Raw genomic sequence first — 22,810 nt, forward strand, 5'->3', positions numbered from 1 at the left:
CGGACGCCTGCGGCTCAGATCAGCTGGGCGGCGACGAGAAGGTCGGCGACAGGCTGGAACTCCGTGTCCGGCACCGGCTCGCCGATCGCCGCCTTCTTGAGGATCGCCTCGGCGAGCGGGCCGTCGTCGACGACCGGGATGCCGAGCAGGTTCGCCTCCGACATCAGCACGTTGGCCTGCTTGCCCTCGGCGCGGCACACCACCGCCGGCACCGGCGTCTCGCCGCGCACGAAGCGCAAGCCCACCACCACCTTGCCGGTCCGCCCGATGAGCAGCGTCGCGTTCTTGACGCCGACCTTCACCGACCCCGCCCCGACGAGCTCCTGGCTGCGCTTCCTGCGCTCGCGCCGGATCATGGGGTCGCCCTCCATGTCTTTGAACTCGCGCTTGGCCTCGGTCTTGGTCATGCGCATGTCGCGCAGGAACAGCTGGCGCTGCAGCAGCACGTCGATCGCCCCGACGACGAAGAACACGATGATGGCCGTGATGACGATCGGCTGCAGCAGCTTGACCGACGTGTCGTACACGCAAGGCATGCCGCAGGACGGCGACTGCATCAGCGCCTGAAGGCCGATGGCGAACACCGCCACGAAGGCCCCTGCGAGCGCCACGACCTTGACGATCGACTTCAGGAGCTCGACCACGCTGCGCATCGAGAACACGCGCTGCAGCCCCTTGGCGGGATTGATGTTGTCGAAGTTTGGCCGGATCGGCTCGACCGAGAACACGAAGCCGCGCATCACCACCATGTTGGCGAGGATCGCGGCCCCGGCCACGATCGCGAGCAGAGGCGCGACCACGCTGATCATCATCGCCGAGACCACGCCGAACACGCGCGGGACCAGGGAGGCGAAGTCCTGGACGTAGACCTGCCCGGTCAGCTCCATCAGCTCGCTGACGCGCGACAGAAAACCCGGATAGGCGGCGATGACGTAGAGCGTCGCGGCGAACAGCGCGAAGGCGGCGACGAGATCCTGGCTCTTGTTGACCTGCCCCTTCTTGCGCGCGTCGTCGAGCTTCTTGCGCGAGGCCGGTAACGATTTTTCTTCGCTGGTGTCGTTCATCGCGTCTCGGAGCCCGGCGAGCAGAACGGATGATCACTTTAGCGTTCGGCGTCGACGAGGTCACCCGTCGGATCGCTCCGGCGGTTCCTTGGCCTCTCGAATTCATGTAGGTGTCGAGGCGCGGCAAGGTTCGGGGACATCGCGATGAAGCGCACGGGCGTCGTGCTTGTTCTGTGTTCCGTCGCGGCGCTCGCCGGCTGCAAGACGACGTCGCCGACGGCCGAGGTCGTGGGCACGCCGGAGGAAGCGCGCCTCGTGCAGCTTGCGCGCGACATCGAGGCTCGCGGCGAGCCCGGAACCGCGGTCGCGCTCTATGCGCGCGCCATCGAGGCGTCGGGCGGCTCGGCGGCGGCTTACGTCCGGCTCGGCGACGCGCAGGCGAAGGCCGGCGACCCGGACGGCGCCCGCGCGGCCTATCAGGAGGCGCTTTCGCGCGACCCGAAACACCCGGGCGCCCTGCTCGGCGTCGGGACGGCGGACCTCAACGCCGGCGCGGCTGAAGCCGCGGCGCGGCGGCTCTCGGAGGCCGCGCCGCTCGTCAACACCGCGACCGCCTACAACCGCCTCGGCGCGGCCTATGTGATGGAGGGTCGGGCCCAGGAGGCGGCCGCGGCGTTCCAGAAGGCGCGCGCGCTCGATCCGTCGAACATCGACATCGCGGGCAATCTCGCGCTCGCGCAGGCGCTTGCGGGCCAGACCGAGGCCGCCGTCGCCGGCATGCAGGCGGCCGCCCAGTCGCCCGCCGCGAAGGGCCGCCACCGTCGCAATCTCATCGTGGTCCTGTCGCTCGCCGGCCGTTACGACGAGGCGCAGGCCGTCTCGGTTCCGGACATGAGCGCCAAGCAGAAGATCGATCTTCTGGCGCGCGTCCGCAAGCTGCAGACGATCAGCGACCCGGTGGCGCGGGCGCGGGCGGTCGGACTGGTGGCGAACGCCTGACGCCGGCTCCGTCAGCGTCCGGTCGTCGTCTCGCCGCTGACCGACCCGCCCGAGAACACCTGCGTCCCCGACGAATATTCGCTGTTGAGCCTGCCGCGGCGCTCGTCGTCGCCGGCGCCGTCGATGTAGCGGCGCGCGGCGCGCGCGGAAGGCGCGGCCATCGAGGGTCCCGGCTCGCGGCCGCGCTCGAGATCCTCCTCGCGCTCGGCCATCTGCTGGAGGTTGACCGCGTTGGCGCAGCCCGACGGCAGGTACATGGGGTCCGGCGCGGTGTCGGGCGTGACGCAGGCGTCCGGCAGCAGCGCGGTCTGGCGCGCGCGGCCCGCCTGGTCGTAGCCCTTGCGCACCTTCCCGTCCGCCCCGCCGTCGGCGAGCGTGACGCGGCTGTAGCCCGGCGAATAGGCGTTGGGCGCTTCCGGGGCGCAGGCGGCGAGCGACAGCAGGGCGGCCCCGACGGCTACCGGGCGGAGGATGGCCATGCGGGTCTCCTGTGCCATGACGTGCGGCCTCATCTCGTCAGTCCACCACGAAGCCGTAGGCCCCGTTCTGGGCCGGCTTCTTGCCCGAGGGGCGTCGCGGCACGGCCGCGGCGCCGGTCGGACTGTCGAGCGGGGTCTTGAGCGACTTCTCCGACACCGGCTTCACGAGATAGGGCGTGATCAGGATCACGAGCTCGGTCTCGTTCTTCTGGTAACGGGTCGACTTGAACAGTTCGCCGAGCACCGGCACGTCGCCGAGCACGGGGAAGCGGTCGAGATCCTGCGTCATGTTGCGCTGGAACAGGCCCGCGATGGCGAAGGTCTGGCCGCTCGCGACCTCGACCGTGGTGTCGGCGCGGCGCACCTGGAGGGCCGGCACCTGGATGTTGCGCAGCGTGATCGCGCCGGCGTTCGAGAGGCTCGACACCTCCGGCCGCACCTGCAGCGCGATGCGCCGGTTCGGCAGCAGCGTCGGGGTGAACAGCAGCGAGACGCCGAACTGCTTGTACTGGATGCCGATCTGGTCGTTGGCGACCGGCACAGGCACCGGGATCTCGCCGCCCGCCAGGAAGCTCGCGGTCTGGCCGGTGATGGCGGTGATGTTGGGTTCGGCCAGAACCGTCAGCACGCCGTTGCGCTGAAGCGCCTCGAGCAGCACGTCGATGTTGACGTTCTTGGTGTGGAGCCCGAGCCCGACCCGGTAGGAGCCGTTGGTGAGCCCCCGGCCGCCGCCCGCGCCCGAGCCGTTCATGAGGCCGAAGGAGAACGAGCCGGGATTGGCCATCGCGTCCCAACTGACGCCGTAGGCCAGCAGGTCGTTGCGCGACACTTCGGCGAAGCGCACGCGGATGTTCACCTGCTGGGTGCCCTGGATGACCGTGTTGTTGATCGGCGGCGAGCCCTGCGGCGCGAAGCTCTCGGCGACGGCGGCGGCGTCCATCGCCTCGCCGACGTTGCGCACCGGGCCGGTCGCGACCGGCTTGGCGCCGAACATCTTGATGGTCATGGCGGTGGTCGGCTGGACCGCCCGCGCCGCCTCGTTGGCGGGCCGCGGATCGGCCGTCACCTGGATCTGCATCGACCCGCGCATCGACTGGTCGGGCGAGAGCGCGATCAGGTTGGTGCGGCCGATCTTGGTGGCGTAGAGATAGACGACGCCGGGCGATACGACGCGGACGTCCGCGATCTGGGTGTCGGCGACGAACACCGATTCCGCCGGCTGGTCGAAGCGCAGGATGCGGCCCTGCCCGGCCGGAACGACGATCGGCTGGCCGGCGTTGGCGTCGACCTCGATCTGCTGCGCGGAGAGGCGCGCGCCGAAACTCTCGACGCCCGTCAGTGCGATAGCCAGAAGCATGACGCTTCCAAGACGGCGCAGAACCGCACCTGCCTGTCTCATTCGTCCCCCGACGAAGCCGTCCCGGCGAGGCCCCGAGGGCCGCGCGGCTTCCGAATTTGCTGATCCCTCAAAGGGATTCACGATGAAACGCTAGCACGCCGAACTGTGGCGCGCCTATCACACGCGGTACTTTGCAACCGATCATTCGGCCGCGATCTGGGTCTCGCCGCGCCGCTGCCTCGGCGTCGCGGCCGCGATCGAAGCGAGCGCCTGAACGCTGAACTCCGGCGCCAGCTCCTGATAGGACAGAACCGGCAGGTCGATGTCGTTGCGCGCCAGCAGGTTCCGCACATGGCGGCGCACGTCCATGGAGACCAGGACCGCCGGCGAGACGTCGCCCGCCGACGCCTCGTAGGCCGTGCGGATCTGCCCGATGATTGAGCGCGAGACGTCCTCGGGCAGCGACAGCAGGCTTCCCACCGCGGTCTGCCGCACCGAGGAACGGATCTGGTCCTCGACGGGGCGCGCCAGCACATAGGCCGAGATCACCCGGTTCATCTCGGCGTGCCGGTAGCAGATCTGCCGGGCGAGCGACGTCCGAACATATTCGACCAGCATCACCGGGTCCTGCTCGCGCGGGCCCCATTCGACCACCGCCTCGAGGATCGAACGGAGGTTGCGGATCGGCACGTCCTCCTCGACGAGGCGGCGCAGGATGTCGGAGATCTTCTGGAGCGAAGCGACGCGCTGGGCTTCCTTCACGAGGTCGGAGTAATCCGCCTCCATCCGGCTCAAGAGCTCCCTCGTCTCCTGGATGCCGATGAAATGGGCGGCGTATTTCCGCAGCGTGGCGCCAAGCGCCTCGGCGAGCGCCTCCACCGGGGCCGCGAAGCCGATGCCCGCCTCGGACATCGCCGGGACATGGCGCTGCTCGACCCAGTGGGCGGGCTTGCGCCGGAACAGCGGCGCATGGGTCGCGTAGGGCACGTTCATGAGGTCGAGATGGACCGGCTCGTCGCGTAGCAGGACGTGGCCGACCAGGATCTCGCCGTCCGAGACCGGAACGTCCTCGAGGTCGATGCGGAAGCGGTTGGGCTCGGCGGCGCGGTCGATGCGCAGCTCGACCGCCGGCGGATCGACGCCGAGATCCTGGAACAGATCCTGACGGGCGCGTTCGACGAACTGCTTGAACTGCTGCATCGGGACTGCGACCGACAGCTCCGAGCCGACCCAGGTCGTGACGCGATAGCGCGAGCCGGAAGCGACTTCGGAGAAGGCGACGTCCTCCGGCTCCTCGCGCTCGTTCGGCAACACGTCGTAGACCGGCGGCGCGTCCTTGGCCTGTTTGCGGCGATGGAGAAGCCAGGCGCCGCCCGCAAGCGCCGCCGACAGCGCGAAGAAGACGAGCGTCGGGAAGCCCGGCACCAGGCCGGCCCCGAAGGAGAGCGCGGAGGCGAGACCGAGCGCGCGCGGGTCCGCCACGATCTGGCGGGTGATCTCAGTGCCGAGATCGACATTGTCCTCGGAGGTGACGCGCGTCACCACCGTGCCGGCCGCGACCGACACCAGCAGCGCCGGGATCTGCGCGATCAGGCCGTCGCCGACCGTCAGCAGTGAATAGGCGTGGCCGGCCTCGCTGAACGACATGCCGCGCTGAACCATGCCGATCAGCAGGCCGCCCACGAGGTTGATCAGGACGATCACCAGCCCCGCGATGGCGTCGCCCTTCACGAACTTCATGGCGCCGTCCATCGCGCCGTAGAGCTGGCTTTCGCGCTCCAGCCGCCGCCGCCGGCTCGCAGCCTCCGACTTGTCGATGTCGCCGTTCCGCAGATCGTTGTCGATCGCCATCTGCTTGCCGGGCAGCGCGTCGAGCGAGAACCGGGCCGCGACCTCCGCCACGCGCTCGGCGCCCTTGGTGATGACGACGAACTGAGCGACCGTGATGATCGTGAACACCACGAGGCCGACCACGACGTTGCCCGCGATCACGAACTCGCCGAACGCCTGGACGATCTGGCCGGCGTCCGCCTCGACCAGGATGAGGCGGGTGATCGCGATCGACAGCGCGAGCCGGAACAGCGTGCCGAGCAGAATGACGGACGGCAGCGACGAAAACTCGACCGGGCTCGAGATGTAGAACGCGACCACGAGCACCAGCAGGCTGAACACCATGTTGATGCCGATCAGCACGTCGATCATCCCGGTGGGCAGCGGGATGAAGATCATGACGATCGCGAGCATCATGAAGGCCGCGACGACGACGTCCGACCGCCGCGACGCCATCACCGCGACACGCTGAAGTCCGCCGAGCGCCGTCATGTGGGCTCCTTCTCGCGCGTCTCGACGTCGGCCCGCGGCTCGGGCTCGGCGTTGCGGTCGACCACATAGTCGCGAAAGGCCTGCCGGGCCTCGATCTTGCGCCCGCCCGCCCACAGGGCGCGGCTGCGCAGCAGCGCGAGCGGCGACGACAGGCCGCCCTCGATCTCCGCGACCCGGTCGATCACGGCGAGCGCCCTGTCGCCCGCCCCGGTCGCGATGAAGGCCGCGGCCAGCGTCTTCAGGACGCCGGGATCGTCCGGGGCGATCCGCGCGGCGATCAGCATCAAGGCGAGCCCGCGCCGCTCCTGGCCGTGCTGGCCGTAGATGTAGCCGAGGGAATGAAGCAGTTCGGCGGCTTCACGCGGCAGGACGCTCATCCCACCTCCGCGGCGGCCGTGATGCGGTCCTGGAGATCGCGGTGGCGCTCGGCCTCCTCCTCGATGACGAGGGCCGCGATCTGGCGCGCCTCCTCGTCGACGTCGAGATCGGGAAGCACTTCGGCCAGGACGTGATCGAGGATGTCGAGATAGCGCGCGCTCTGGAAGATCCCGCTGTCGGCGATGCGGGGCATGACGAAATCGGCGATCTCGGCATGCAGCGAGCCGGCTTCGCGGAACCCACGGCCGCGATAGCGCGTGCGCAGGATCGCCTCGAAGGCCTCGACCTGGGCGCGCGTCGCAGGATCGGTCGCGCGGCGCGCCACCTCCTGAAGCGCCACGTCGAGCCTCTGTCCGGAAATTCGTCGTTCAGGCGTCAGCGCCAATGCCGAAATGTCCTCCCGCAGACGCCGGGTTCGGGTCCGAGCTCAGTAGCTCAGGGTCATTTCCTCGCCGGCCTTGGAGACCACGACCTTGTCCTGGCGGACCTCTTTCAGCACCCAACCGTCGCCGAGCGTCGCGCCCGCGTAGCGGCGCTGGCCGTCGGCGGTGACGACATAGGGCGAGGGGCCGAACCAGATCGCCTGCAGCTGGATGCGCGGGCGCGCCTGCGCGGACTTCGCGCCGATCTCGCTCGCGAGCACATACTGCCCGCCATAGGTCTCGTCGAACCAGCGCTGCGCGGCGGCCCAACGGGGCTTCGCGACGTCCTCGATCGCGCCCTTGGCGACGATGCGGTCGCCGACCGCCTCGATCGTCACGCCGTCGACGCCGGCGGACGCGACTCGTTCGCGCAGCGCCGCGACCGGATCGTCCGGCTGCGCGCCGGCGACTGCGGACGCCGCTTCGGGATTGGAGGGGCGGGCGTCGGTCGCGGCGTCGCCGAAGCCGGCCTGGGTCGCCACGATCGAGCCGACGAGCAGCAGCGCCACGCAGGCGACCGCCGCCATCGGCGGCTGCAGCCACGGGGCCGGCTTCTGGAGGCCTGCGAGCCGAATGACGCTCGCGCCGATCCGGATGTCGGCCGGCAGCCTGACGCCGGCGCCCTGGCCTTGGGGAATCTCGAGCCCGTCCTTCAGCCCGACAGGGCCGCCCTGGGCTTCGATGAAGAGCTTTCCGCGCTCGAACTTCAGCGCCGCATGGGTCTCGGCGACGTCGCGGTCCGACAACACGATGTCGGAGTCGGGCGACGAGCCGATCCGGCATGTCGGGGCGTCGAGCGGAAGCACCACCCCGCTGTGCGGCCCGGCCGTGATGTTGAGCAGCGCGACGGCCGAATTCGGGGCCGCGGCGCGATGTGAGGAGGCCACGTCTTGAGCCATATCGCTTCGTCTCCTTGGCGACGCTGGCGGCTCGCCGGCGGATGAGGCTTGGTGCGGCGGTCCGGGGAACGGTCCGCCCTGTCATGATGCGCCGGCAGGGGGCCGGCGCGGCGGTCCGGGGCGTCGAGCCGCCCCGGACGCTTCGCGTGAAACTTAGTTCTGCGGACGCTGCTTGGCGGCGTCGAGCTGGGCTTTCAGCTCCGTGGTCTTTTCGGTGACCTCAGCCGACAGCGAGATCGCCCGGTTGAAAGCCTCTTCCATCTTGGCGATCGCGCCTTCAGCTCCGCCGCTGCCGCCGGCGCCGACGCCTCCCACTCCAACTTCAGGCATCTTCGTCTCCTGTTTGCCGAAACGATTGCTCGGGAGTCCGCCCGCGAAGCAGCGGCCTCCTCCGGTCGCCGGCGCTGGCCAAAAAGCCCGCATTCGCAGACTGGCGCCCGCTCGACGACCTAGTGATCACTTGACAAAGAATATGGCCATTTAATGGCTGATTGTGATTAGATGCCACGAAAGTACGATTAGCCAGATACAGATACAGGATATGACGACATCCAATGAAATAATTTTGTCATCACCTGAAGGGTAACGAAAGCACAAGCGACTTCGGCAGGCTCAACTAAGCCTGCTAAACAAATCATACGCCACGCGAATTCAGTCTTTGTCACATTTGCGCCGCTTTTTATACGGCGTATAACGATCACGACGTTGATCCGATCACGGACCGATCACAGCCGCTAATGCTCGCCATTGTAAGGGAAAATACGTACTCGTCGACCCCCCGGGCGCCAAAGCGCCTCACGGGAGCGGCATCTGCGTGCCTCATCGGCCTTGCGGCCGCCTCGTTCTGCTGGTCGGCCGCGCGAGCCGCGCCGAGCCCCGTCTGGGCTGCCGCCCCTTACCACTACGTCGTCGTCGACCAGGACGTTCGCGGCGTTCTGACCGAGTTCGGCCGCAATGTCGGCGTGCCGGTCGTGCTCACCGACAAGGTCCGCGGCCGCGCCCGCGGCGAGATCAAGGCCGCGACCGCCGGAGAATTTCTTCGAAAGATCTGCGAGGCCCAGGATCTCACCTGGTATTTCGACGGATCGATCCTGCATGTGAGCGCCGACGAGGAGTTCGCGACCCAGGTCATCGACGTCGGGACCGTGGGACCGCAGGCGCTCGAAAAGGAACTGGACCGGCTCGGCGTGCGCGACGAGCGCTTCGCGGTCCGCGCCACGGGCTCGAGCACGCTCGTGGGCGTGTCGGGCCCCCCCGCCTTCCTGGCCGTCGTGCGGGAGACCGCCGAACGCATGAAGCCGCCGCCCCGCGTTTCGGGCGACGATCCGCGCGTTCGGGTGTTCCGCGGCGGCGCCCAGGCGGAAGTCGTGCGCACCCCGCCCTCCACGGACGGCGGCCAGTCGCCGAACGCATCAGCGAAGGAGAATTGACATGGCGATTCCCCCGATCAGCGCCGCTTTGCCCGCAGCGTCAGTCGCCAGCGACGTCGCGAGCGGCGACTTCGCCGGCGCGCTCAACAACGCGCTCGGGCTCGGCGGCGGCGCCGACGCCAAGCTCGAGGAGATGATCACGCAAGGCTCGGTCCAGATCATGGGCCAGATGATGATGCGTCACGCCGGCGAGATCCTGAACGAGGCGATGGCCGACGACGAGGGCTGATCGCCCCGCCGTCGTCCTGAAGCGAGCGGAGACAGACACGTCATGACGCCTTCTATCGCCCCCGTCGGCGCGGCTCCCGTTCCGGCGACGCCCGCGACGGCGCCGTCCGGCATCGACCTCTTCGAATATCTCGCCAGCGTGAACCCCTCGGGCACGCCCGCGGCCCCGAGCCCGGGCCAGCTCGGCGGCGCGATGGTGGAGAACCTGACCGGCTTCCTGGAACGGAGCCAGTCGCTCAGCTCCCGCGCCCAGTCCCTGACGAGCCGCGCGCCCGACGCGCCCGGCGCGACGCTGGTGCATCGCGGATCGGACGCGCAGACGGTGTCGCCGCAAGCCTTCGGCGCCGCCCCGCGGCCCGAGCGGCAGCCGGTGAACGGCGATCAGATGGACAAGGTGATCCAGTCGCTCGGCATGATGTTCGACTACTCGATCGAGACCCAGATGGTGGTGCGCGGCACCACGCAGGTCTCCGGCGCCGCCAACACGCTGCTCCGCGGACAGTGACGGGAGGAGCCTGATGGCGCTCCGATCCGTGCTGAAGACCGGCCGGCTGGCGCTTGCTCTTGCGGGCGCGCTGCTGCTCGCGGCCTGCGACACCGACCTCTACACCAATCTCGACGAGCGCGAGGCGAACCTCATGGTCGCCGCGCTCATCGACCGGGGCATCCCGGCGAGCCGCGTCGTCGAGAAGTCCGGCAAGATGACCATCACGGTCGACAAGGACCGCTTCGCCGAAGCCGTGAAGACGCTGAACGACGCGGGGCTGCCGCGCGAGCGCTTCGCCAATATGGGCGAGGTGTTCAAGCGCGACGGCCTCGTGGCCTCGCCCGTGCAGGAGCGGGCGCAGATGATCTACGCGCTGAGCGAGGAGCTCTCGCGCACGGTCTCCGAGATCGACGGCGTGGTGTCGGCCCGCGTCCATGTCGTGCTGCCCGAGAACGACCCGCTGAAACGCGACGCCGCGCCGTCTTCGGCCTCGGTGTTCATTCGCTACGACCCGTCGATGAAGCTCAACGAGCTCCTGCCGCAGATCAAGACGCTGGTGGCGAACGGCATCGCGGGCCTCAGCTACGACAAGGTCTCGGTCACGCCCGTCGCCGTCCCGACCGCCAAGCTCAACGAGAGCGCCAGCCCGACCCCTTACGTCAGCGTGATGGGGATCTGGGTGCATCAGGAAAGCGCCGGCCGCCTGATGTGGATGCTGCTCGGCCTCGCGGCGATCGCGATCGTCGCGGCCGCGGCGCTTGCGGCGCTGCTCTGGCGCAACCGCAAGCCCACGCTGAAGCTCCAGCCGCTCGTGCCGGCCAAATGAGCGCGGGATCGAACGAGACCGCGGCGGACGTCTGGGGCCGGTTCGTCCGGACGCCCTCGCTCGGCGCGCATCCGGCCTGGATCGCCGGCATGTTCGACGGCGCCTTGCCGCTCGAAGCCGCCGGGCGGCTCGCCGCCCATCCGCGCTTCGCCTCGCGCGTCTCGAGCCTGATGGCGGCGCGCCATGGCTTCGGCGACATCGACGCGCCGGCCGAGCCCGCCGACCAGGCGATCGCATTGTCCGACAGCCAGACCCTCGGCACGATCATCCGGCGCGCGGGCGCCGTCTGCTGGGCCGACCCGATCGCGCGCGAGATCCGCGCCCCGGAGGTCGCGGCGCTGAAGTCGGCGCTCGGGGAAGACGCCTATCAGGCCGCGCTCGCGCATCGCATGGAGGCGTTTTCGCCGGCTGCGCTCGGCGTCACGCAGGACGAGATGCGCGCGCTCGGCCATGCGGCGCTCGCCGCCGCGGCGATCGGCGCCGGCCGCGCCTGTCTCGCCGCCTGGCTCGAGCAACAGCCCAGAGGGGTCGCGGACCGCGTCTCCCTTCGCTTCGACCCGCAGGACGCCCTGCCGGAGCCGCAGGACGCGCATCGCGCCTATGGACCGGGCGTCGTCCGTCTGGTGGCCGGATGAGCGAAGCGCCGGCTTCCGCCCTTCCGAGGACCCCGCCCGGCCCCATCCTGAAGGCGGAGCAGGCGCAGGCCTGGATCGACGGCTTCTCGTTCCGCGACGAGTCCCGGCGCGAAGCCGAGGCGCTCAAGGCCGACACGCAGCGGGCCTATGACGAGAAGCGCGCAGAAGGTTTCGAGACCGGCCGCCGCGAAGGCGCCGGAGCCTCCGCCGAGCTGCTCGCCGCCACGAGCCGCGACGTCGACGCCTATCTCGGCGGGCTCGAAAGCGAGATCGCCAAGCTCGCGCTCTCGATCGTCACGCGCGTGGTGGGCGAACGCCCTCCAGCCGATCTGGTGTCGCGTCTCGCGCGCGAGGCGCTCGCCGGTTTCCGGCGCGACCAGCGCCTGACGCTCACCGTCGCGCCCGACAATTTCGACGAGGTCCGGCGGCGGCTCGGCCTCGACGAGCCGGGTTTCGCCGAGCGCGTGACGCTGTCGACCGATCCGGCGCTCGGGCCCCTCGACTGCCGGGTCGCGAGCCCGTTCGCGACCGTCGACGCCGGGCTCGACGCCCAGCTCGACGCGGTGCGGCGCGCGCTTTCGGGCGGAGACGCCGCATGAGCGCGGCGACCGACGCGCAAAGGAGCGACGTGCAAGGGACCGGCGGCGCCGATCGGCTCTCGGCCATCCTGCCGGGGCTGAAGGGCCGCATGCGGGTCGCCGATCCCCGCCCCGTCCGCGGTCGGGTGAAGCGCATCCTCGGGGTCGTGGTGCACGCCAGCGTGCCCTCGGTCTCGATCGGCGAGCTCTGCCTGCTGCGCGACGTCCGAACGGGGCGCGAGGCGGCCGCCGAAGTGATCGGCTTCCAGGACTCCGAGGCGCTCCTCACGCCGATCGGGGATCTCACCGGCCTCTCGACCGAGGCGGAGGTGATCCCGACCGGCCGGGACCTGAGAATTCCGGTCGGGCCGGGCCTGCTCGGCCGGGTGATCTCGCCGCTCGGCGAGCCGCTCGACGGACGGCCGCTCGATCCGGCGCTGACGCCTGCGCGCCGTCCGGTCCACCGCGAGCCGCCCTCGGCGCTCGACCGCGACCTGATCGACAAGCCGATCCAGCTCGGCGTGCGGGCGATCGACGGACTGACGACGCTCGCCCGCGGGCAGCGCGTCGGCGTGTTCGGCGAACCCGGCGTCGGCAAGTCCTCGCTGCTCGCCAGCATCGTCAACGGCGCCGAGGCCGACGTCATCGTGGTCGGGCTGATTGGCGAACGCGGCCGAGAAGTGCGCGAATTCGCCGAGCGCCAGCTCGACGCCGCGGGCCGCGCCAAGGCGGTGCTCGTGGTCGCGACCTCCGACCGGCCGGCCATGGAGCGCGTCAAGGCCGCCTATGTGGCGACCGCGATCGCCGAGCATTTTCGCGACGAGGGCAAGAGCGTCCTGCTGCTAATGGACAGCGTCACGCGCTTCGCCCGGGCCCAGCGCGAGATCGGGCTCGCCGCCGGCGAACCGCCAACGCGGCGCGGCTTCCCGCCGTCCTTCTTCGCGGCGCTGCCGCGGCTGCTCGAACGCGCCGGCCCCGGGATCGGCGGCGGATCGATCACGGCGCTCTACACGGTGCTGACCGAAGGCGACGGCACGCTCGATCCGGTCGCCGAGGAGACCAAGGCGATCCTCGACGGCCACATCGTGCTCTCGGCCGAACTCGCGCAGCGCAACCATTTTCCGGCGATCGACGTGCTGGCGAGCCGCAGCCGCCTGATGGAGACGGTCGCGACGCCCGAGCACAAGGCGGCGGCCGCCCGCGTCCGCGCGCTGCTCGCCCACTACCGCGACGTCGAGCTGCTCGTGCGGGTCGGCGAATACCGGGTCGGCTCCGACCCGCTCGCCGACGCCGCGATCGCCCGCAAGCCCGCGATCGACGCCTTTCTGGCGCAGACCTTCGGCGAACGGGAAGCCATGGCCGGAACCATCCGCCGGCTGAAGGAGGCCGCCCAGTGAGACGGGACGACGACCTCTCCCGGCTGATCGCGCTGCGCAAGGTCAGGCTCGACCGCGCCGTGGCCGCCGCCGCCGAACGTCAGGCCGCCTGCGAGGCCGCGCGCGCCCGTCTCGACGCGGCGAGCGCCGAGGCCGCCCGCCAGGGCGAACGCCGGATCGCGCGCGAGGACGCGTTGCTCGAACGGCTCGCGATGCGCCCCCTGACGTCCGGCGAGATCGGCCGCGCCCGTGACGCGCTCGCGCATCTGGAGCAGGAGGGCGCCGAGCTCGACCACGCCGAGCAGGAGGCCCGCAGGTCGCTCGCCCACGAGACCGAGCGGCGCGCCGAGGCCGCGCGCGAACGCCTGCGCTTCGAGCGCGAACGCGACAAGCTGCTGACGCTTGCGCGCGAACGGTCCGGAGCCGCGCTCCGCCGGGCGGAGCTGCTGGCCGAACTCGACGCCGACGACGGACGGGGGAGCCGCCCCCGTTGACGATCCCGATCTCCGCGACCGCCCCGGCCGGCGACTGGCTCCCCCATGTCGCCGCGAGCGATCTCGCCGGGCTGAACGCCATTCACCGCCGCCGCGGGCCGATCCGCATCACGTTCCGCGGCGCGCCCGCAAGCCTTTTGGTGGTTCCCTTCGACGCCGCGGCGCAGTTCGACGGGCCGGCGTTCCGCGTGACGATCGGGGGCGCGCATGGGCTCGCGCGGGCGCCGCAGACGCTCCTCGACGACCTGCTGGCGCCGCTCGGCCTGCTCAGGCCGCCCGCGGAGCTCGCGCCGGAAGCCGCGGCGCTTCTCATCGAATTCGCCCTCGCCGACGAGGTCGCCCAGGTTGAGGCCGCTGCCGGCGGTCCTTCGTCGATCGACGCCCGCGTCGACGGCGCGATCGGCCCGGACGCCCATCGGGTTTCGCTGCTGTTCAAGACGCAGGGCAAGGCGCACCGGATCGCGCTCTGGCTCGACCGCGACGGGCTGGCGCGGCTCGGCGCCGCGCTCGACCGCGCCGCCGCTCCGGCCGCCGACGTCGCAGCCGGGATCGCGATGCCGGTCCGGGTCTGCATGGGCTGGGCGGGAGTGAAGTTCTCCGACCTCAAGGGCCTGTCGCGCGGCGACGTGATCCTGGTCGAGAGCGGCCGGGAGATGGCGGGGCCGATCGCGGTCGTGGCCGATCATCTGGCGATGCGTCTCACGGCCTCGTCTGGACGTCTCGCGGCGGCCGCCGTTCCGGTGAAGCTGCGCGGATCGCATTGGGAGTGGTGCATGGAAGGAAATGACGGCGACGGCGCCCGCGCCACGGTGGCGGACGCCGAGATCGACGCGCTCCCCGTGAAGCTCGTGTTCGAGCTGGGGCGTTCGGAAATGCCGCTCGGAGACGTCCGGCGGCTCGCGGCCGGCTCCGTGGTGCCGCTCGCGCGCGCGCTCGACGAGGCGGTCGACATCATGGCCAACGGCAAGCGGATCGGCCGCGGCAGCATCGTGCGGATCGGCGACGCCGTCGGGGTCCGGGTCGAGCGCCTGACCGCGGATGAGTGACTTTCAGCCCAATCTCGTCGCGATCATCCTTCTGGTCTCGACGATCGGGCTCATTCCGCTCGCGGTCGTCACGCTCACGGCGTTTCTCAAGATCTCCGTGGTGCTGTTCCTGATCCGGAACGCGCTCGGGGTCCAGCAATCGCCGCCGAACCTCGTGCTCTACGGCATCGCGCTGATCTTGAGCGTCTACGTCACGACGCCGCTGATCGGCGAGATCTACCAGCGCTTCGAGAACGCGCCGATCGACCTTCAGTCGGTCGACGGGCTGAAAGCTGCGGCCGAACATGTCCGCGAGCCGCTGAAGGCGCATCTGCTGCGCTTCGCGTCGGAGCGGGAGCGCGAGTTCTTCCTGAAGTCCACCGAGGCGGTCTGGTCGGAGGAAGCCCGCCAGGGCCTGCGCAACGACGACCTGGTGGTGCTCATCCCCGCTTTCGTGTCCTCGGAGCTGACGCGCGCCTTCGAGATCGGCTTCCTGCTCTACATCCCGTTTCTGGTGATCGACCTCGTGGTCGCGAACGTCCTGATGGCGATGGGCATGATGATGGTGTCGCCGACGCTCATCTCGATCCCGCTCAAGATCTTCCTGTTCGTCGCCGTGGAGGGCTGGTCGCGGCTGATGCACGGGCTGATCCTCAGCTACGGCGGAGGCTGACGCGATGGGCGGGGATCTCATCGTCTCCCAGCTCAACGGCGCGCTACTGACGACGCTGCTGATGTCGGCGCCGGCGCTCGGCGCCGCGATCGTCGTCGGGCTCGGCGTCGGGCTGGTGCAGGCGCTGACGCAGATCCAGGACCAGACGCTGCCCCAGGCCGTGAAGCTCGTGGTGGTGATGGTGGTGCTGATCCTGGTGGGGCCGCTGCTCGGCAGCCAGATCCTCGAGCTCGCGCGCCAGAGCTTCGACCAGTTCCCGATCGTGACGCGCTGAGCCCGCGGAATGATCGAGGCCACCGACTCTCTTCTGGCCTTCCTCTATCCGATGCTGATCGCGACGGCGCTCGCGACCGCCCGCGCCATCGGCATGGTGATGATCACGCCCGCCTTCACCCGCACCGGCGTCACCGGCCTGCTGCGCTCCTGCATCGCGGTCGCGATCGCAGCCCCCATGGTGCCGCCGACCTTCGACCAGATCAGCCTTCTCCAGGGCCTCTCCACGCTGACGGTCGTCGGCCTGATGGTGAAGGAGGTGGTGATCGGCGCGCTGATCGGCTTCGTGTTCGGCATCCCGTTCTGGGCGGCGGAGACGGCCGGCGACATCGTCGACCTCCAGCGCGGCACCACCGCGGCGCAGCTCGTCGATCCGAACGCGATGTCGGAGTCCAGCATCACCGGCACGCTGTTCTCGATCGTGGCGGTGGCGATCTTCTTCACGAGCGGCGGGCTGGGGATCCTCGCCGACGCGGTCTACCGCAGCTACGAGCTCTGGCCCGCCTCGAGCTTCCGCCCGGTGGTCTCGCAGGCCTCGGGTCTGGCCCTGCTGAAGACGCTCGACGGCCTCATGCGCATCGCGGTGCTGCTGGTCGCGCCCATCATGGTGGCGCTCCTCATCGCCGACGTCATGCTGGGCTACCTTTCGCGGCTCGCGCCGCAGATCCACGTCTTCGACCTCTCGCTCGCGGTCAAAAACCTCCTCTTCGCCTTCCTGATCGTAGTTTACGCGATGTTCCTGGCTCCCTCGCTCATGCGGGAGATCGGGGGGCTGGCCGGCGGATTCGATCTCCTGCGCTCTCTCGCCGAAGGCCGCTGAGCGTCGAAAACACGGCGAAAAGTGATCGATCGGCCACAAAATGGCCCCATAACGGCCCGAGCCTCGGAAACGGCGCGACGCCGCCATCCGCCCGCAAAGCCTCAAGCCGGACGCGAAGGACGGCGCGATGTCGCTGATCGGAAGTGTCTCAGGCCTCCTCGGGTCGCTGACCCATTCGCTCCAGCAGGGCGGCGACCGCAACGCCACGACCGCGCTGCGCAACGCCGGCGAGGAGCAGGAGACCGACCGCATCGCGCGCATGCGCCGCGAGTCCGAGGGATCCGACCGCCAGCAGGGACGCACCGCCGACGCCGCCGCCTTCGACCGTTCGGTCAATCGCGGCGCCGAACAGGGCGCCGGCGTCCGTCCCTCCGCGACCGGGGCGGCGGCCCGCGCGGAAGCGCCCGGCGCCGCGCCGGACCTCGCCGGCCCCATGCGGGACGCCCCGTCGATGCGCGCGGCCGATGGTTTCGGCGGACGCCAGCAGCCCGGCGAAACCGGCGCCGTCGCGCGCGGTCCCGTGGCGGACGCCGGCTCCCCGGCCCGGCTCGACGCAACGCGCACGGCGACCCCGGGCCGCGGACCGGAGATCGGACGCGGACCCGAGACCACGGCGGCCCCCGCGACGCAGACGCCCGCCCGGACGAGCGCCGCGCCCCCCGCCTCCCTGCCGGCCGGCCCGGCCTCGCCGCCCCAGCAGTCCGGCCCCGCCAACACCCTCGCGCAACCGCCCGGGGGACAGGCGCCCGCTGCGCAGCCGCCCGGCGCATTGCAGCCCGCTGCGCAGCTGCCCGCCGCGCTTGTGCAGACCGCGACCCAGGCCGCAGCGGCTGCGACGCAGATCGCGGCGAACGCCGCCCAGCTGAACCCTGCAGCCCCTGCGCCTCCGGGCGCTGCGGCGGCCCAGGCGGCGCCGGGCGCCCAACTCGCCCAGCCGACCGGCGCGACGCCGACGTCCGGCCTGACCTCCCAGCCTGCGATCGCCATCGGCGTCCAGCCGGGCGGACCAGCTTCCGGCCTCCAGCAGCCCGCCGCTCCGCCGAGCGGCCTCAACGTCTCCGGCCCCGCGTCGTTGACGCCGCCTCCGCAGGCGCCCGTCACGATGATCGGCCACGCCTCGATCGTGGCGGCGGCGCAGGCGCAGGGCGACTCCGCCTTCTCCGCGGTCGCCCCCATCGTCGCGGCCTCGGCGCGAAGCGCGGGCGAGAGCGTCGTCTCCCGTCACGTCGCCACGATCGCCCAGACCGAGCGCACCGAGGGTCCGGCCGGGGCCACGAGGGAGTTCCGGGCGCGGGCGCGCGATCTTCCCTTTGGATCCGCGGCCGAGATCTCCAAGGGTTCGCAGCCGACGCTCGAGCGCGCCGCCAGGACGCTGTCGAACGGCGGCGCGGCGGTCGAGCGGATCGAGGGCGTGGCGGGCATGCTCGAGAAGGGCGCGCCCAACGCCGCCAAGATGTTCGCCGACCTCGCCTCCGGACTCGACGCCGGCGCTGCCGACGGCCGCGGCGCGCATGTCGCCCGCGATGTCGCCCAGACCATCGCCAATGGCGAGCGCATGACGCCTGAGCGCATGATCGCGTTCGGGCAGGGCGTCGCCTTCGGCACCGGCGTCGCGCTGCCGATCGCGCTGGTCGACGCCTATCGCGGCCGCGGCGACGGCGAGACCGCGGACCAGATCGCGACCGCGATCCTCCAGGGCTTCGGAAAACTGCTGCGGCGCGTCGGCGACGCGGTCGCGGCGCTTGCGCGCCGGGTCGGGCCGATCGGCTTCGACTGGGCGGCGTGGCGCGCGTCCGGCCTCGAGGGGCAGGACATCGAGAAGAGGTTGCGGGCGCGCCTTTCGGGCTCGCTTGGCCTGCTCGAGGAGATCGACGCCGCGCTCGAGGCGGTCGACGCCGCCGGCCACGACGCGCTCAACGCGCTCGAGCGCCTGCGCCGCTGGAGCGGAACCTCGCCCGGCCTGCGCGACGCGATGAACGCCGCGGCCGCGTCGCCTGAGCTCGTTTTCGCCATCGCCCAGAGCGTCGGAGCCCAGCACGTCGTGGTGCAGATCGTCGTGCCGGGCCATGACCGCGAGCCGCCGGAGCGCGCCGACGCGCCGTTCGACCGGGAGGCCGCGCGCCGGTTCTACGCCGCGCTCGGCTTCGATCCGGACGCCGCCGAAATGCTCGCCCAGGTGACCCTCGTGCGTCACACCGAGGTGCTGATGGGAGGCGGCTGGATGCGCGCGCGCCGGACGCGCGACCGCACGCAGGAGGCAGCCTTCGCCCGGCTCGTCGCCTATCTCGAGGGCCGCGGCGTCCCGGCCAACCGCCACATCGAGACCATCACCTTCGCGGATCTCGATCCCGACGGCGAGCGGCCCGAGACGTTGACGGGCGCGCCGCTGATGCGCCGGCTCGAACTCGATCTCACGGCCCGCCACGTCGATTGACGGCCGTCGGACGCAGCGCCGGTCGCCGGCTAAGAATAAAAGTTACTGATCAACGACAATTTCGTTGATTTTGACGGCGCTTCCAAGCAACATCGCCTCGTTCCTCACTGCGACGGGCCTCAGTATCAGAGTTTAGTTCCCAACGCGGGCGCAATCCGGCGCCGCGCGGCAGGGTTCACGTGCCCGTCATAAACGGCTCATCTGGCCTTAAGCCTCCATAGAGGCGCCGGGAGCCGCAGACCGCTGATGGGAGACGTCGGAATGTCTGTTGAAAGCGTGTTCAGGTCGATCGCCGGGGCCGATTGGGATCGAACCCAGGGGGGCGGCCTGTCGGGCGACGAATTCAAGGCCTTCCTCGGCCAGGAAGCAGGCGCGGACAGCCGCTTCAACAGCGCCGAGTTCAGGGAGGCGTCCTCGCGGCTCGGCCTCTCCAGAGAAGACTCCGACGCCGTCATGGAGGCCTTCGGCAAGGACGGCGAGCTGCCGGCCGACCGCCTGCAGGAGCTGCTCACCCGCTCGGCCGGCTCCGATGGAGCCTTCAATCTCGATGAGCTGAAGGGCGGCCTCGAGAGCCTCGTCGAACGCGCCAAGACCCGCAACGAGGAGGCGGACGAGGCGCCCTTCGCGGAGTTTGGACGCGACGCAGGCGCCGACGAGCAGATCGACGACGGCGAGTTCAAGGCGATGGCCGAGAAGGCCGGCATCAGCGAGGAAGACGCCGGAAAGGCCTTCGAGAAGGCGGCCGGCGCCGACGGCAAGCTGTCGAAGGAAGAGTTCGAGGAGGCGTTCGGCAAGGGCGACGTCTCGGAAGGCCAGTTCAAGAAGGGCGTCGACGAGCTTAACGGCGTCGAGGAGCCGTTCGCGAAGTTCGCCCGCGAGGCCGGCGCCGACGAGCAGATCGACGAGAGCGAGTTGAAGGCCACGGCCGAGAAGGCCGGGATCAGCGAGGAGGACGCCGGCAAGGCGTTCGAGAAGGCCGCCGGCGCCGACGGCAAGCTGTCGAAGGACGAGTTCAAGGAGGCGTTCGGCGACAGCCAGGTCTCTGAGGACGAGTTCAAGCAGGGCGTCGAGGATCTCAACAGCGACGACGAGCCCGCCGCCTCCTTCGAGCGCGACGCCGGCGCCGACGGCGCGATCGACCAGGCCGAGTTCACGGCGCTCGCCGAGCGGGCCGGACTTGACGCCGAACAGGCCGAAAAGGCGTTCGAGAAGATCGCCGGGGCCGACGGCAAGATCTCCCGCGAGGAGTTCGAGGCCGAGGGCGGACTGGGCGCCGGCGAGCTGTCCAAGGACGAGTTCGCGTCCCGCGTCGAAGAGCTGGCGCAGGAAGACGCCGCCGGCTGATGAGGCTTGGCGCGGGTTCGATCGGAGCCCGCCTCGCCTGCGCGGCGGCCGCCGTCTCGACCGGCGGCTGCGCGCTGTCGCCCGGCCAGGAGGGGATCCCGATCGTGCCCATCGTCATGATGGCCGCGGGTCTCGCCTTCCTGGCCTACGGCGTCACGCTGACGCCGGCCTATCGCCGGCGCTTCCAAGACGCGCCTCCGGCGGCCGATCCGGAGTCCGGGTCCGCCGGACGCCAGCCCCCAGACCAGGAGACGCGATGAGGCCGAGCCGACAGGCTGCGGCGCCCGCCTCCTATATCGAGGACTTGCCTGCATGCGCGTCGGTCAGCAGTTCCTGAGCCCGTCTCCCTCGCCCGGCTCCCCGGGGCCGGTCGACGCGCAGGATCTGTTCCTCGCAATGCTGCGGCGCTCGGGCGCCGGGAACCGTGACGGCCAGCAGCGCGAGCACAGCGAGGCGGTCGAGGACAGCGTCGCGGACGGCTACGATTTCCAACAAGGACGAGGTGAAGGCCAAGCTCGAGGAGACCCTGCTCGGCAAGGACGACCAGGACACCCGCTTCCTCGACTACATCCAGGACCTGAAAGCGCAAGGGCTGGGGCATGCGGCCCAGACCGAGATGTCGTCGCTGATCCAGAGCCTGACGCTGCTCGATCCCGAGAAGGGCAAGCTCGCGGCCCAGACCATCCAGAAGGACGCGCTGACCGCCGACCTCAACGAGCTGGTGGGCGACCCGGGCAAGGTGTCGGAGGCCAACAAGGATCTCGCCACCAAGGACCTGTTCGGCCTCCTGAAGGGCATCATCAAGTCCGAGACCTTCGACGTGCCGCGCCGGACCGTCGAGACCATCGACAAGTTCATGAACGAGTTCCTGGCCGGCAAGACGGACTCGAAGAAGGTCGTCGAGGCGATCACGGAAGCCGCCGACGCCGCCAACGCCAATGGCGGCAAGCTGAGCCAGGCCGATCTCGACCGCTTCTCGGCCTACGTGCCGGTGAAGGACCGCGAGGGCCTCTCGGGCCTGCTCGGGACGCTCAGCACCAACGGCGTGCTCGGCTCGCTAGGCGGCGGCGTCTCGCTGTTCTCAGGCGTCTATCAGCTCGTCGGCGAGGGCGGAAAGCTCGCCGACAGCCCGACCGAGCGCCTCGCGGTCGCCAAGGACTTCATCTCCTTCGCCGGCGCCTCGTCGCACTTCATCCGCACCGGCGACGCGATCATGGAGACGCTCGGCAAGGGCGGGCTCGTCCAGACGCTCGGCCTCGACAAGTCGCTGCCGGAGATCTGGGGCAAGCAGGGGCTCTGGGGCGGAGAGATCGAGAAGGTCCAGACCGCGCCCGGCGGCGGGCTGCCGGAAATCCCGGGCGGCGTCGCGGACGAGTTCCGCAGCCAGATGGGGACCGAGATCAACCGCATCTTCGCCGACGCGCAAGGGTCGACGCCCGACGGCCCGCCCAAGAGCGCGCCCGGCGTCAGCGACGACATGTATGACGGCATCGCCAAGATGTTCGACGACGAGGCGGCCAAGGCCGGCGCGGCGTCGGATCCCTCGCGCTCGGCCAAGATCGCGGGCTCGACGGTGAAGGTGCTCGGCGCGCTCGCCGACGGCGCCGCGGGCGTCGCCGACCTCGTTCTGGGCGCGCTCACGATCAAGTCCGGCGTCGAGAGCGGCAGCGCGCTGACCAAGGCGCAGGGCGCGCTGCAGGTGGTGAGCGGCGTGGCGGGCGGGGCCGCGGGCGCGATCGGCATCGCGGGCCTGTTCGGAACGCTCGCGCCGGCGCTCTCGGCCGCGAGCGGCCCGCTATTCCTCGTCGGCGCGGCGCTCGCCGGCATCGGGGCGATCATCGGCTTCTTCGTCGACCACGAGAAGAAGCAGAAGGCGACCGACGCCGAAGGCCAGTGGTTCAAGGATCTCGCGAATGACGGGCTGCTGCAGGACGACTGGGGCGACAAGGTCGAATACGCCCGCTACTCGATCCACCACTATGGCGGCCGCATCGCGCCCGAAGACGTGAGCCTCTACGAGTTTCAGCAGGACGAGTGGGACCATTTCCGCAACACCCCCCAGGAGGACGGATCCTCCTCCAACCGCCTGAACGAGGACCTCCACAAGGAAGTCGCCTGACGGGCCGAGACCCCGGGGCGGCGCGGGTCCGAGAGGCCATCGTCGCTCCGGTCGAGACGAGAGAGACGCGACCATGGCGTTCGAGGAATTTTTGACCGGGCCAACCCCGCCGGCGCCGATCCAGGTCCTTCCGCCGCCGCCGCCGCCACCACCCCCGCCGCCGCCTCCGCCGTCGCCTGAGTCGCAAAGAGCCTTCAACGCCGGCGTCCAGCTCGCCGAGGAGCGC

The 22,810-nt window shown here is 70.5% G+C and carries 25 protein-coding genes; 17 read left to right on the plus strand and 8 right to left on the minus strand.

The window, feature by feature from the left end; all coding sequences use genetic code 11:
* Window positions 1-14: 14 nt before the first annotated feature.
* A complete protein-coding gene (locus ACFOWB_RS02875) occupies window positions 15-1,064 on the minus strand; it encodes an EscU/YscU/HrcU family type III secretion system export apparatus switch protein (RefSeq protein ID WP_378145574.1) in 1,050 nt (349 codons plus the stop codon).
* A gap of 144 nt (window positions 1,065-1,208) precedes the next feature.
* Between ACFOWB_RS02875 and ACFOWB_RS02880 the strand changes: the two genes are divergently transcribed.
* Entirely contained in the window at window positions 1,209-2,003 is a 795-nt protein-coding gene (locus ACFOWB_RS02880) for a tetratricopeptide repeat protein (protein WP_261401401.1), read from the plus strand.
* An 11-nt stretch (window positions 2,004-2,014) separates the two neighbouring features.
* Here ACFOWB_RS02880 and ACFOWB_RS02885 read toward each other — a convergent pair whose 3' ends face one another.
* From ACFOWB_RS02885 to ACFOWB_RS02915, 7 genes are all read right to left on the minus strand, one after another.
* Window positions 2,015-2,482 carry a hypothetical protein gene (locus ACFOWB_RS02885; protein ID WP_261401400.1) on the minus strand — a complete coding sequence of 156 codons (468 nt, stop codon included), beginning with the start codon at window positions 2,480-2,482 and terminating at the stop codon, window positions 2,015-2,017.
* 37 nt (window positions 2,483-2,519) lie between these two features.
* Window positions 2,520-3,839, minus strand: a complete 1,320-nt coding sequence (locus ACFOWB_RS02890; protein WP_261401399.1) for a type II and III secretion system protein family protein — start codon at window positions 3,837-3,839, stop codon at window positions 2,520-2,522.
* A gap of 183 nt (window positions 3,840-4,022) precedes the next feature.
* The gene (gene sctV, locus ACFOWB_RS02895) at window positions 4,023-6,143 is read right to left on the minus strand and encodes a type III secretion system export apparatus subunit SctV (protein ID WP_378145577.1); all 2,121 of its coding nucleotides are present in this window, start codon (window positions 6,141-6,143) and stop codon (window positions 4,023-4,025) included.
* Complete coding sequence (gene sctY / locus ACFOWB_RS02900; protein WP_261401398.1) at window positions 6,140-6,520, minus strand: type III secretion apparatus assembly chaperone SctY; 381 nt, start codon at window positions 6,518-6,520, stop codon at window positions 6,140-6,142. The genes sctV and sctY overlap by 4 nt, the downstream gene beginning before the upstream one ends.
* Window positions 6,517-6,861: a hypothetical protein gene (locus ACFOWB_RS02905; RefSeq protein WP_261401397.1), complete on the minus strand. Its 345-nt coding sequence runs from the start codon at window positions 6,859-6,861 to the stop codon at window positions 6,517-6,519. Before ACFOWB_RS02905 ends, sctY begins: the two co-directional genes overlap by 4 nt.
* Before the next feature lie 87 nt (window positions 6,862-6,948).
* Window positions 6,949-7,842 (minus strand): SctD/MshK family protein, encoded by an 894-nt coding sequence (locus ACFOWB_RS02910; protein ID WP_261401396.1) that lies wholly within the window; start codon window positions 7,840-7,842, stop codon window positions 6,949-6,951.
* Window positions 7,843-7,995: 153 nt separating this feature from the next.
* Window positions 7,996-8,172, minus strand: a complete 177-nt coding sequence (locus ACFOWB_RS02915; RefSeq protein WP_261401395.1) for a hypothetical protein — start codon at window positions 8,170-8,172, stop codon at window positions 7,996-7,998.
* 407 nt (window positions 8,173-8,579) lie between these two features.
* Between ACFOWB_RS02915 and ACFOWB_RS02920 the strand changes: the two genes are divergently transcribed.
* From ACFOWB_RS02920 to ACFOWB_RS02995, 16 genes are all read left to right on the plus strand, one after another.
* The gene (locus tag ACFOWB_RS02920) at window positions 8,580-9,272 is read left to right on the plus strand and encodes a type III secretion protein (RefSeq protein WP_261401394.1); all 693 of its coding nucleotides are present in this window, start codon (window positions 8,580-8,582) and stop codon (window positions 9,270-9,272) included.
* Between the two features lies 1 nt (window position 9,273).
* On the plus strand, window positions 9,274-9,501 hold the full coding sequence (locus tag ACFOWB_RS02925) for a hypothetical protein (RefSeq protein ID WP_261401393.1): 228 nt from the start codon (window positions 9,274-9,276) through the stop codon (window positions 9,499-9,501).
* Window positions 9,502-9,543: 42 nt separating this feature from the next.
* Window positions 9,544-10,005: a hypothetical protein gene (locus tag ACFOWB_RS02930; RefSeq protein ID WP_378145582.1), complete on the plus strand. Its 462-nt coding sequence runs from the start codon at window positions 9,544-9,546 to the stop codon at window positions 10,003-10,005.
* Between the two features lie 13 nt (window positions 10,006-10,018).
* Complete coding sequence (gene sctJ, locus ACFOWB_RS02935; RefSeq protein WP_261401391.1) at window positions 10,019-10,813, plus strand: type III secretion system inner membrane ring lipoprotein SctJ; 795 nt, start codon at window positions 10,019-10,021, stop codon at window positions 10,811-10,813.
* A complete protein-coding gene (locus ACFOWB_RS02940; protein ID WP_378145585.1) occupies window positions 10,810-11,448 on the plus strand; it encodes a hypothetical protein in 639 nt (212 codons plus the stop codon). The genes sctJ and ACFOWB_RS02940 overlap by 4 nt, the downstream gene beginning before the upstream one ends.
* On the plus strand, window positions 11,445-12,047 hold the full coding sequence (locus ACFOWB_RS02945) for a FliH/SctL family protein (protein WP_261401388.1): 603 nt from the start codon (window positions 11,445-11,447) through the stop codon (window positions 12,045-12,047). The genes ACFOWB_RS02940 and ACFOWB_RS02945 overlap by 4 nt, the downstream gene beginning before the upstream one ends.
* The gene (locus ACFOWB_RS02950; protein WP_378145587.1) at window positions 12,044-13,423 is read left to right on the plus strand and encodes a FliI/YscN family ATPase; all 1,380 of its coding nucleotides are present in this window, start codon (window positions 12,044-12,046) and stop codon (window positions 13,421-13,423) included. The genes ACFOWB_RS02945 and ACFOWB_RS02950 overlap by 4 nt, the downstream gene beginning before the upstream one ends.
* A complete protein-coding gene (gene sctO, locus ACFOWB_RS02955; protein WP_261401387.1) occupies window positions 13,420-13,896 on the plus strand; it encodes a type III secretion system stalk subunit SctO in 477 nt (158 codons plus the stop codon). Before ACFOWB_RS02950 ends, sctO begins: the two co-directional genes overlap by 4 nt.
* On the plus strand, window positions 13,893-14,942 hold the full coding sequence (gene sctQ / locus ACFOWB_RS02960; protein WP_261401386.1) for a type III secretion system cytoplasmic ring protein SctQ: 1,050 nt from the start codon (window positions 13,893-13,895) through the stop codon (window positions 14,940-14,942). Before sctO ends, sctQ begins: the two co-directional genes overlap by 4 nt.
* A complete protein-coding gene (sctR, locus tag ACFOWB_RS02965) occupies window positions 14,935-15,594 on the plus strand; it encodes a type III secretion system export apparatus subunit SctR (RefSeq protein WP_261401385.1) in 660 nt (219 codons plus the stop codon). Before sctQ ends, sctR begins: the two co-directional genes overlap by 8 nt.
* A gap of 4 nt (window positions 15,595-15,598) precedes the next feature.
* Window positions 15,599-15,868, plus strand: coding sequence for an EscS/YscS/HrcS family type III secretion system export apparatus protein (locus ACFOWB_RS02970; protein WP_261401384.1), 270 nt, complete (start codon window positions 15,599-15,601; stop codon window positions 15,866-15,868).
* 9 nt (window positions 15,869-15,877) lie between these two features.
* The gene (sctT, locus tag ACFOWB_RS02975; protein ID WP_261401383.1) at window positions 15,878-16,687 is read left to right on the plus strand and encodes a type III secretion system export apparatus subunit SctT; all 810 of its coding nucleotides are present in this window, start codon (window positions 15,878-15,880) and stop codon (window positions 16,685-16,687) included.
* 127 nt (window positions 16,688-16,814) lie between these two features.
* Window positions 16,815-19,121: a hypothetical protein gene (locus tag ACFOWB_RS02980; RefSeq protein ID WP_261401382.1), complete on the plus strand. Its 2,307-nt coding sequence runs from the start codon at window positions 16,815-16,817 to the stop codon at window positions 19,119-19,121.
* A gap of 261 nt (window positions 19,122-19,382) precedes the next feature.
* Window positions 19,383-20,465 carry a hypothetical protein gene (locus ACFOWB_RS02985; protein ID WP_261401381.1) on the plus strand — a complete coding sequence of 361 codons (1,083 nt, stop codon included), beginning with the start codon at window positions 19,383-19,385 and terminating at the stop codon, window positions 20,463-20,465.
* Window positions 20,465-20,725, plus strand: coding sequence for a hypothetical protein (locus ACFOWB_RS02990; RefSeq protein WP_261401380.1), 261 nt, complete (start codon window positions 20,465-20,467; stop codon window positions 20,723-20,725). The genes ACFOWB_RS02985 and ACFOWB_RS02990 overlap by 1 nt, the downstream gene beginning before the upstream one ends.
* A 242-nt stretch (window positions 20,726-20,967) precedes the next feature.
* Window positions 20,968-22,584, plus strand: a complete 1,617-nt coding sequence (locus ACFOWB_RS02995; RefSeq protein ID WP_378145592.1) for a hypothetical protein — start codon at window positions 20,968-20,970, stop codon at window positions 22,582-22,584.
* Window positions 22,585-22,810: the final 226 nt, after the last annotated feature.

Origin of the sequence: Chenggangzhangella methanolivorans, from assembly GCF_042648545.1 — a bacterium.
GTDB lineage: Bacteria > Pseudomonadota > Alphaproteobacteria > Rhizobiales > Methylopilaceae > Methylopila > Methylopila methanolivorans.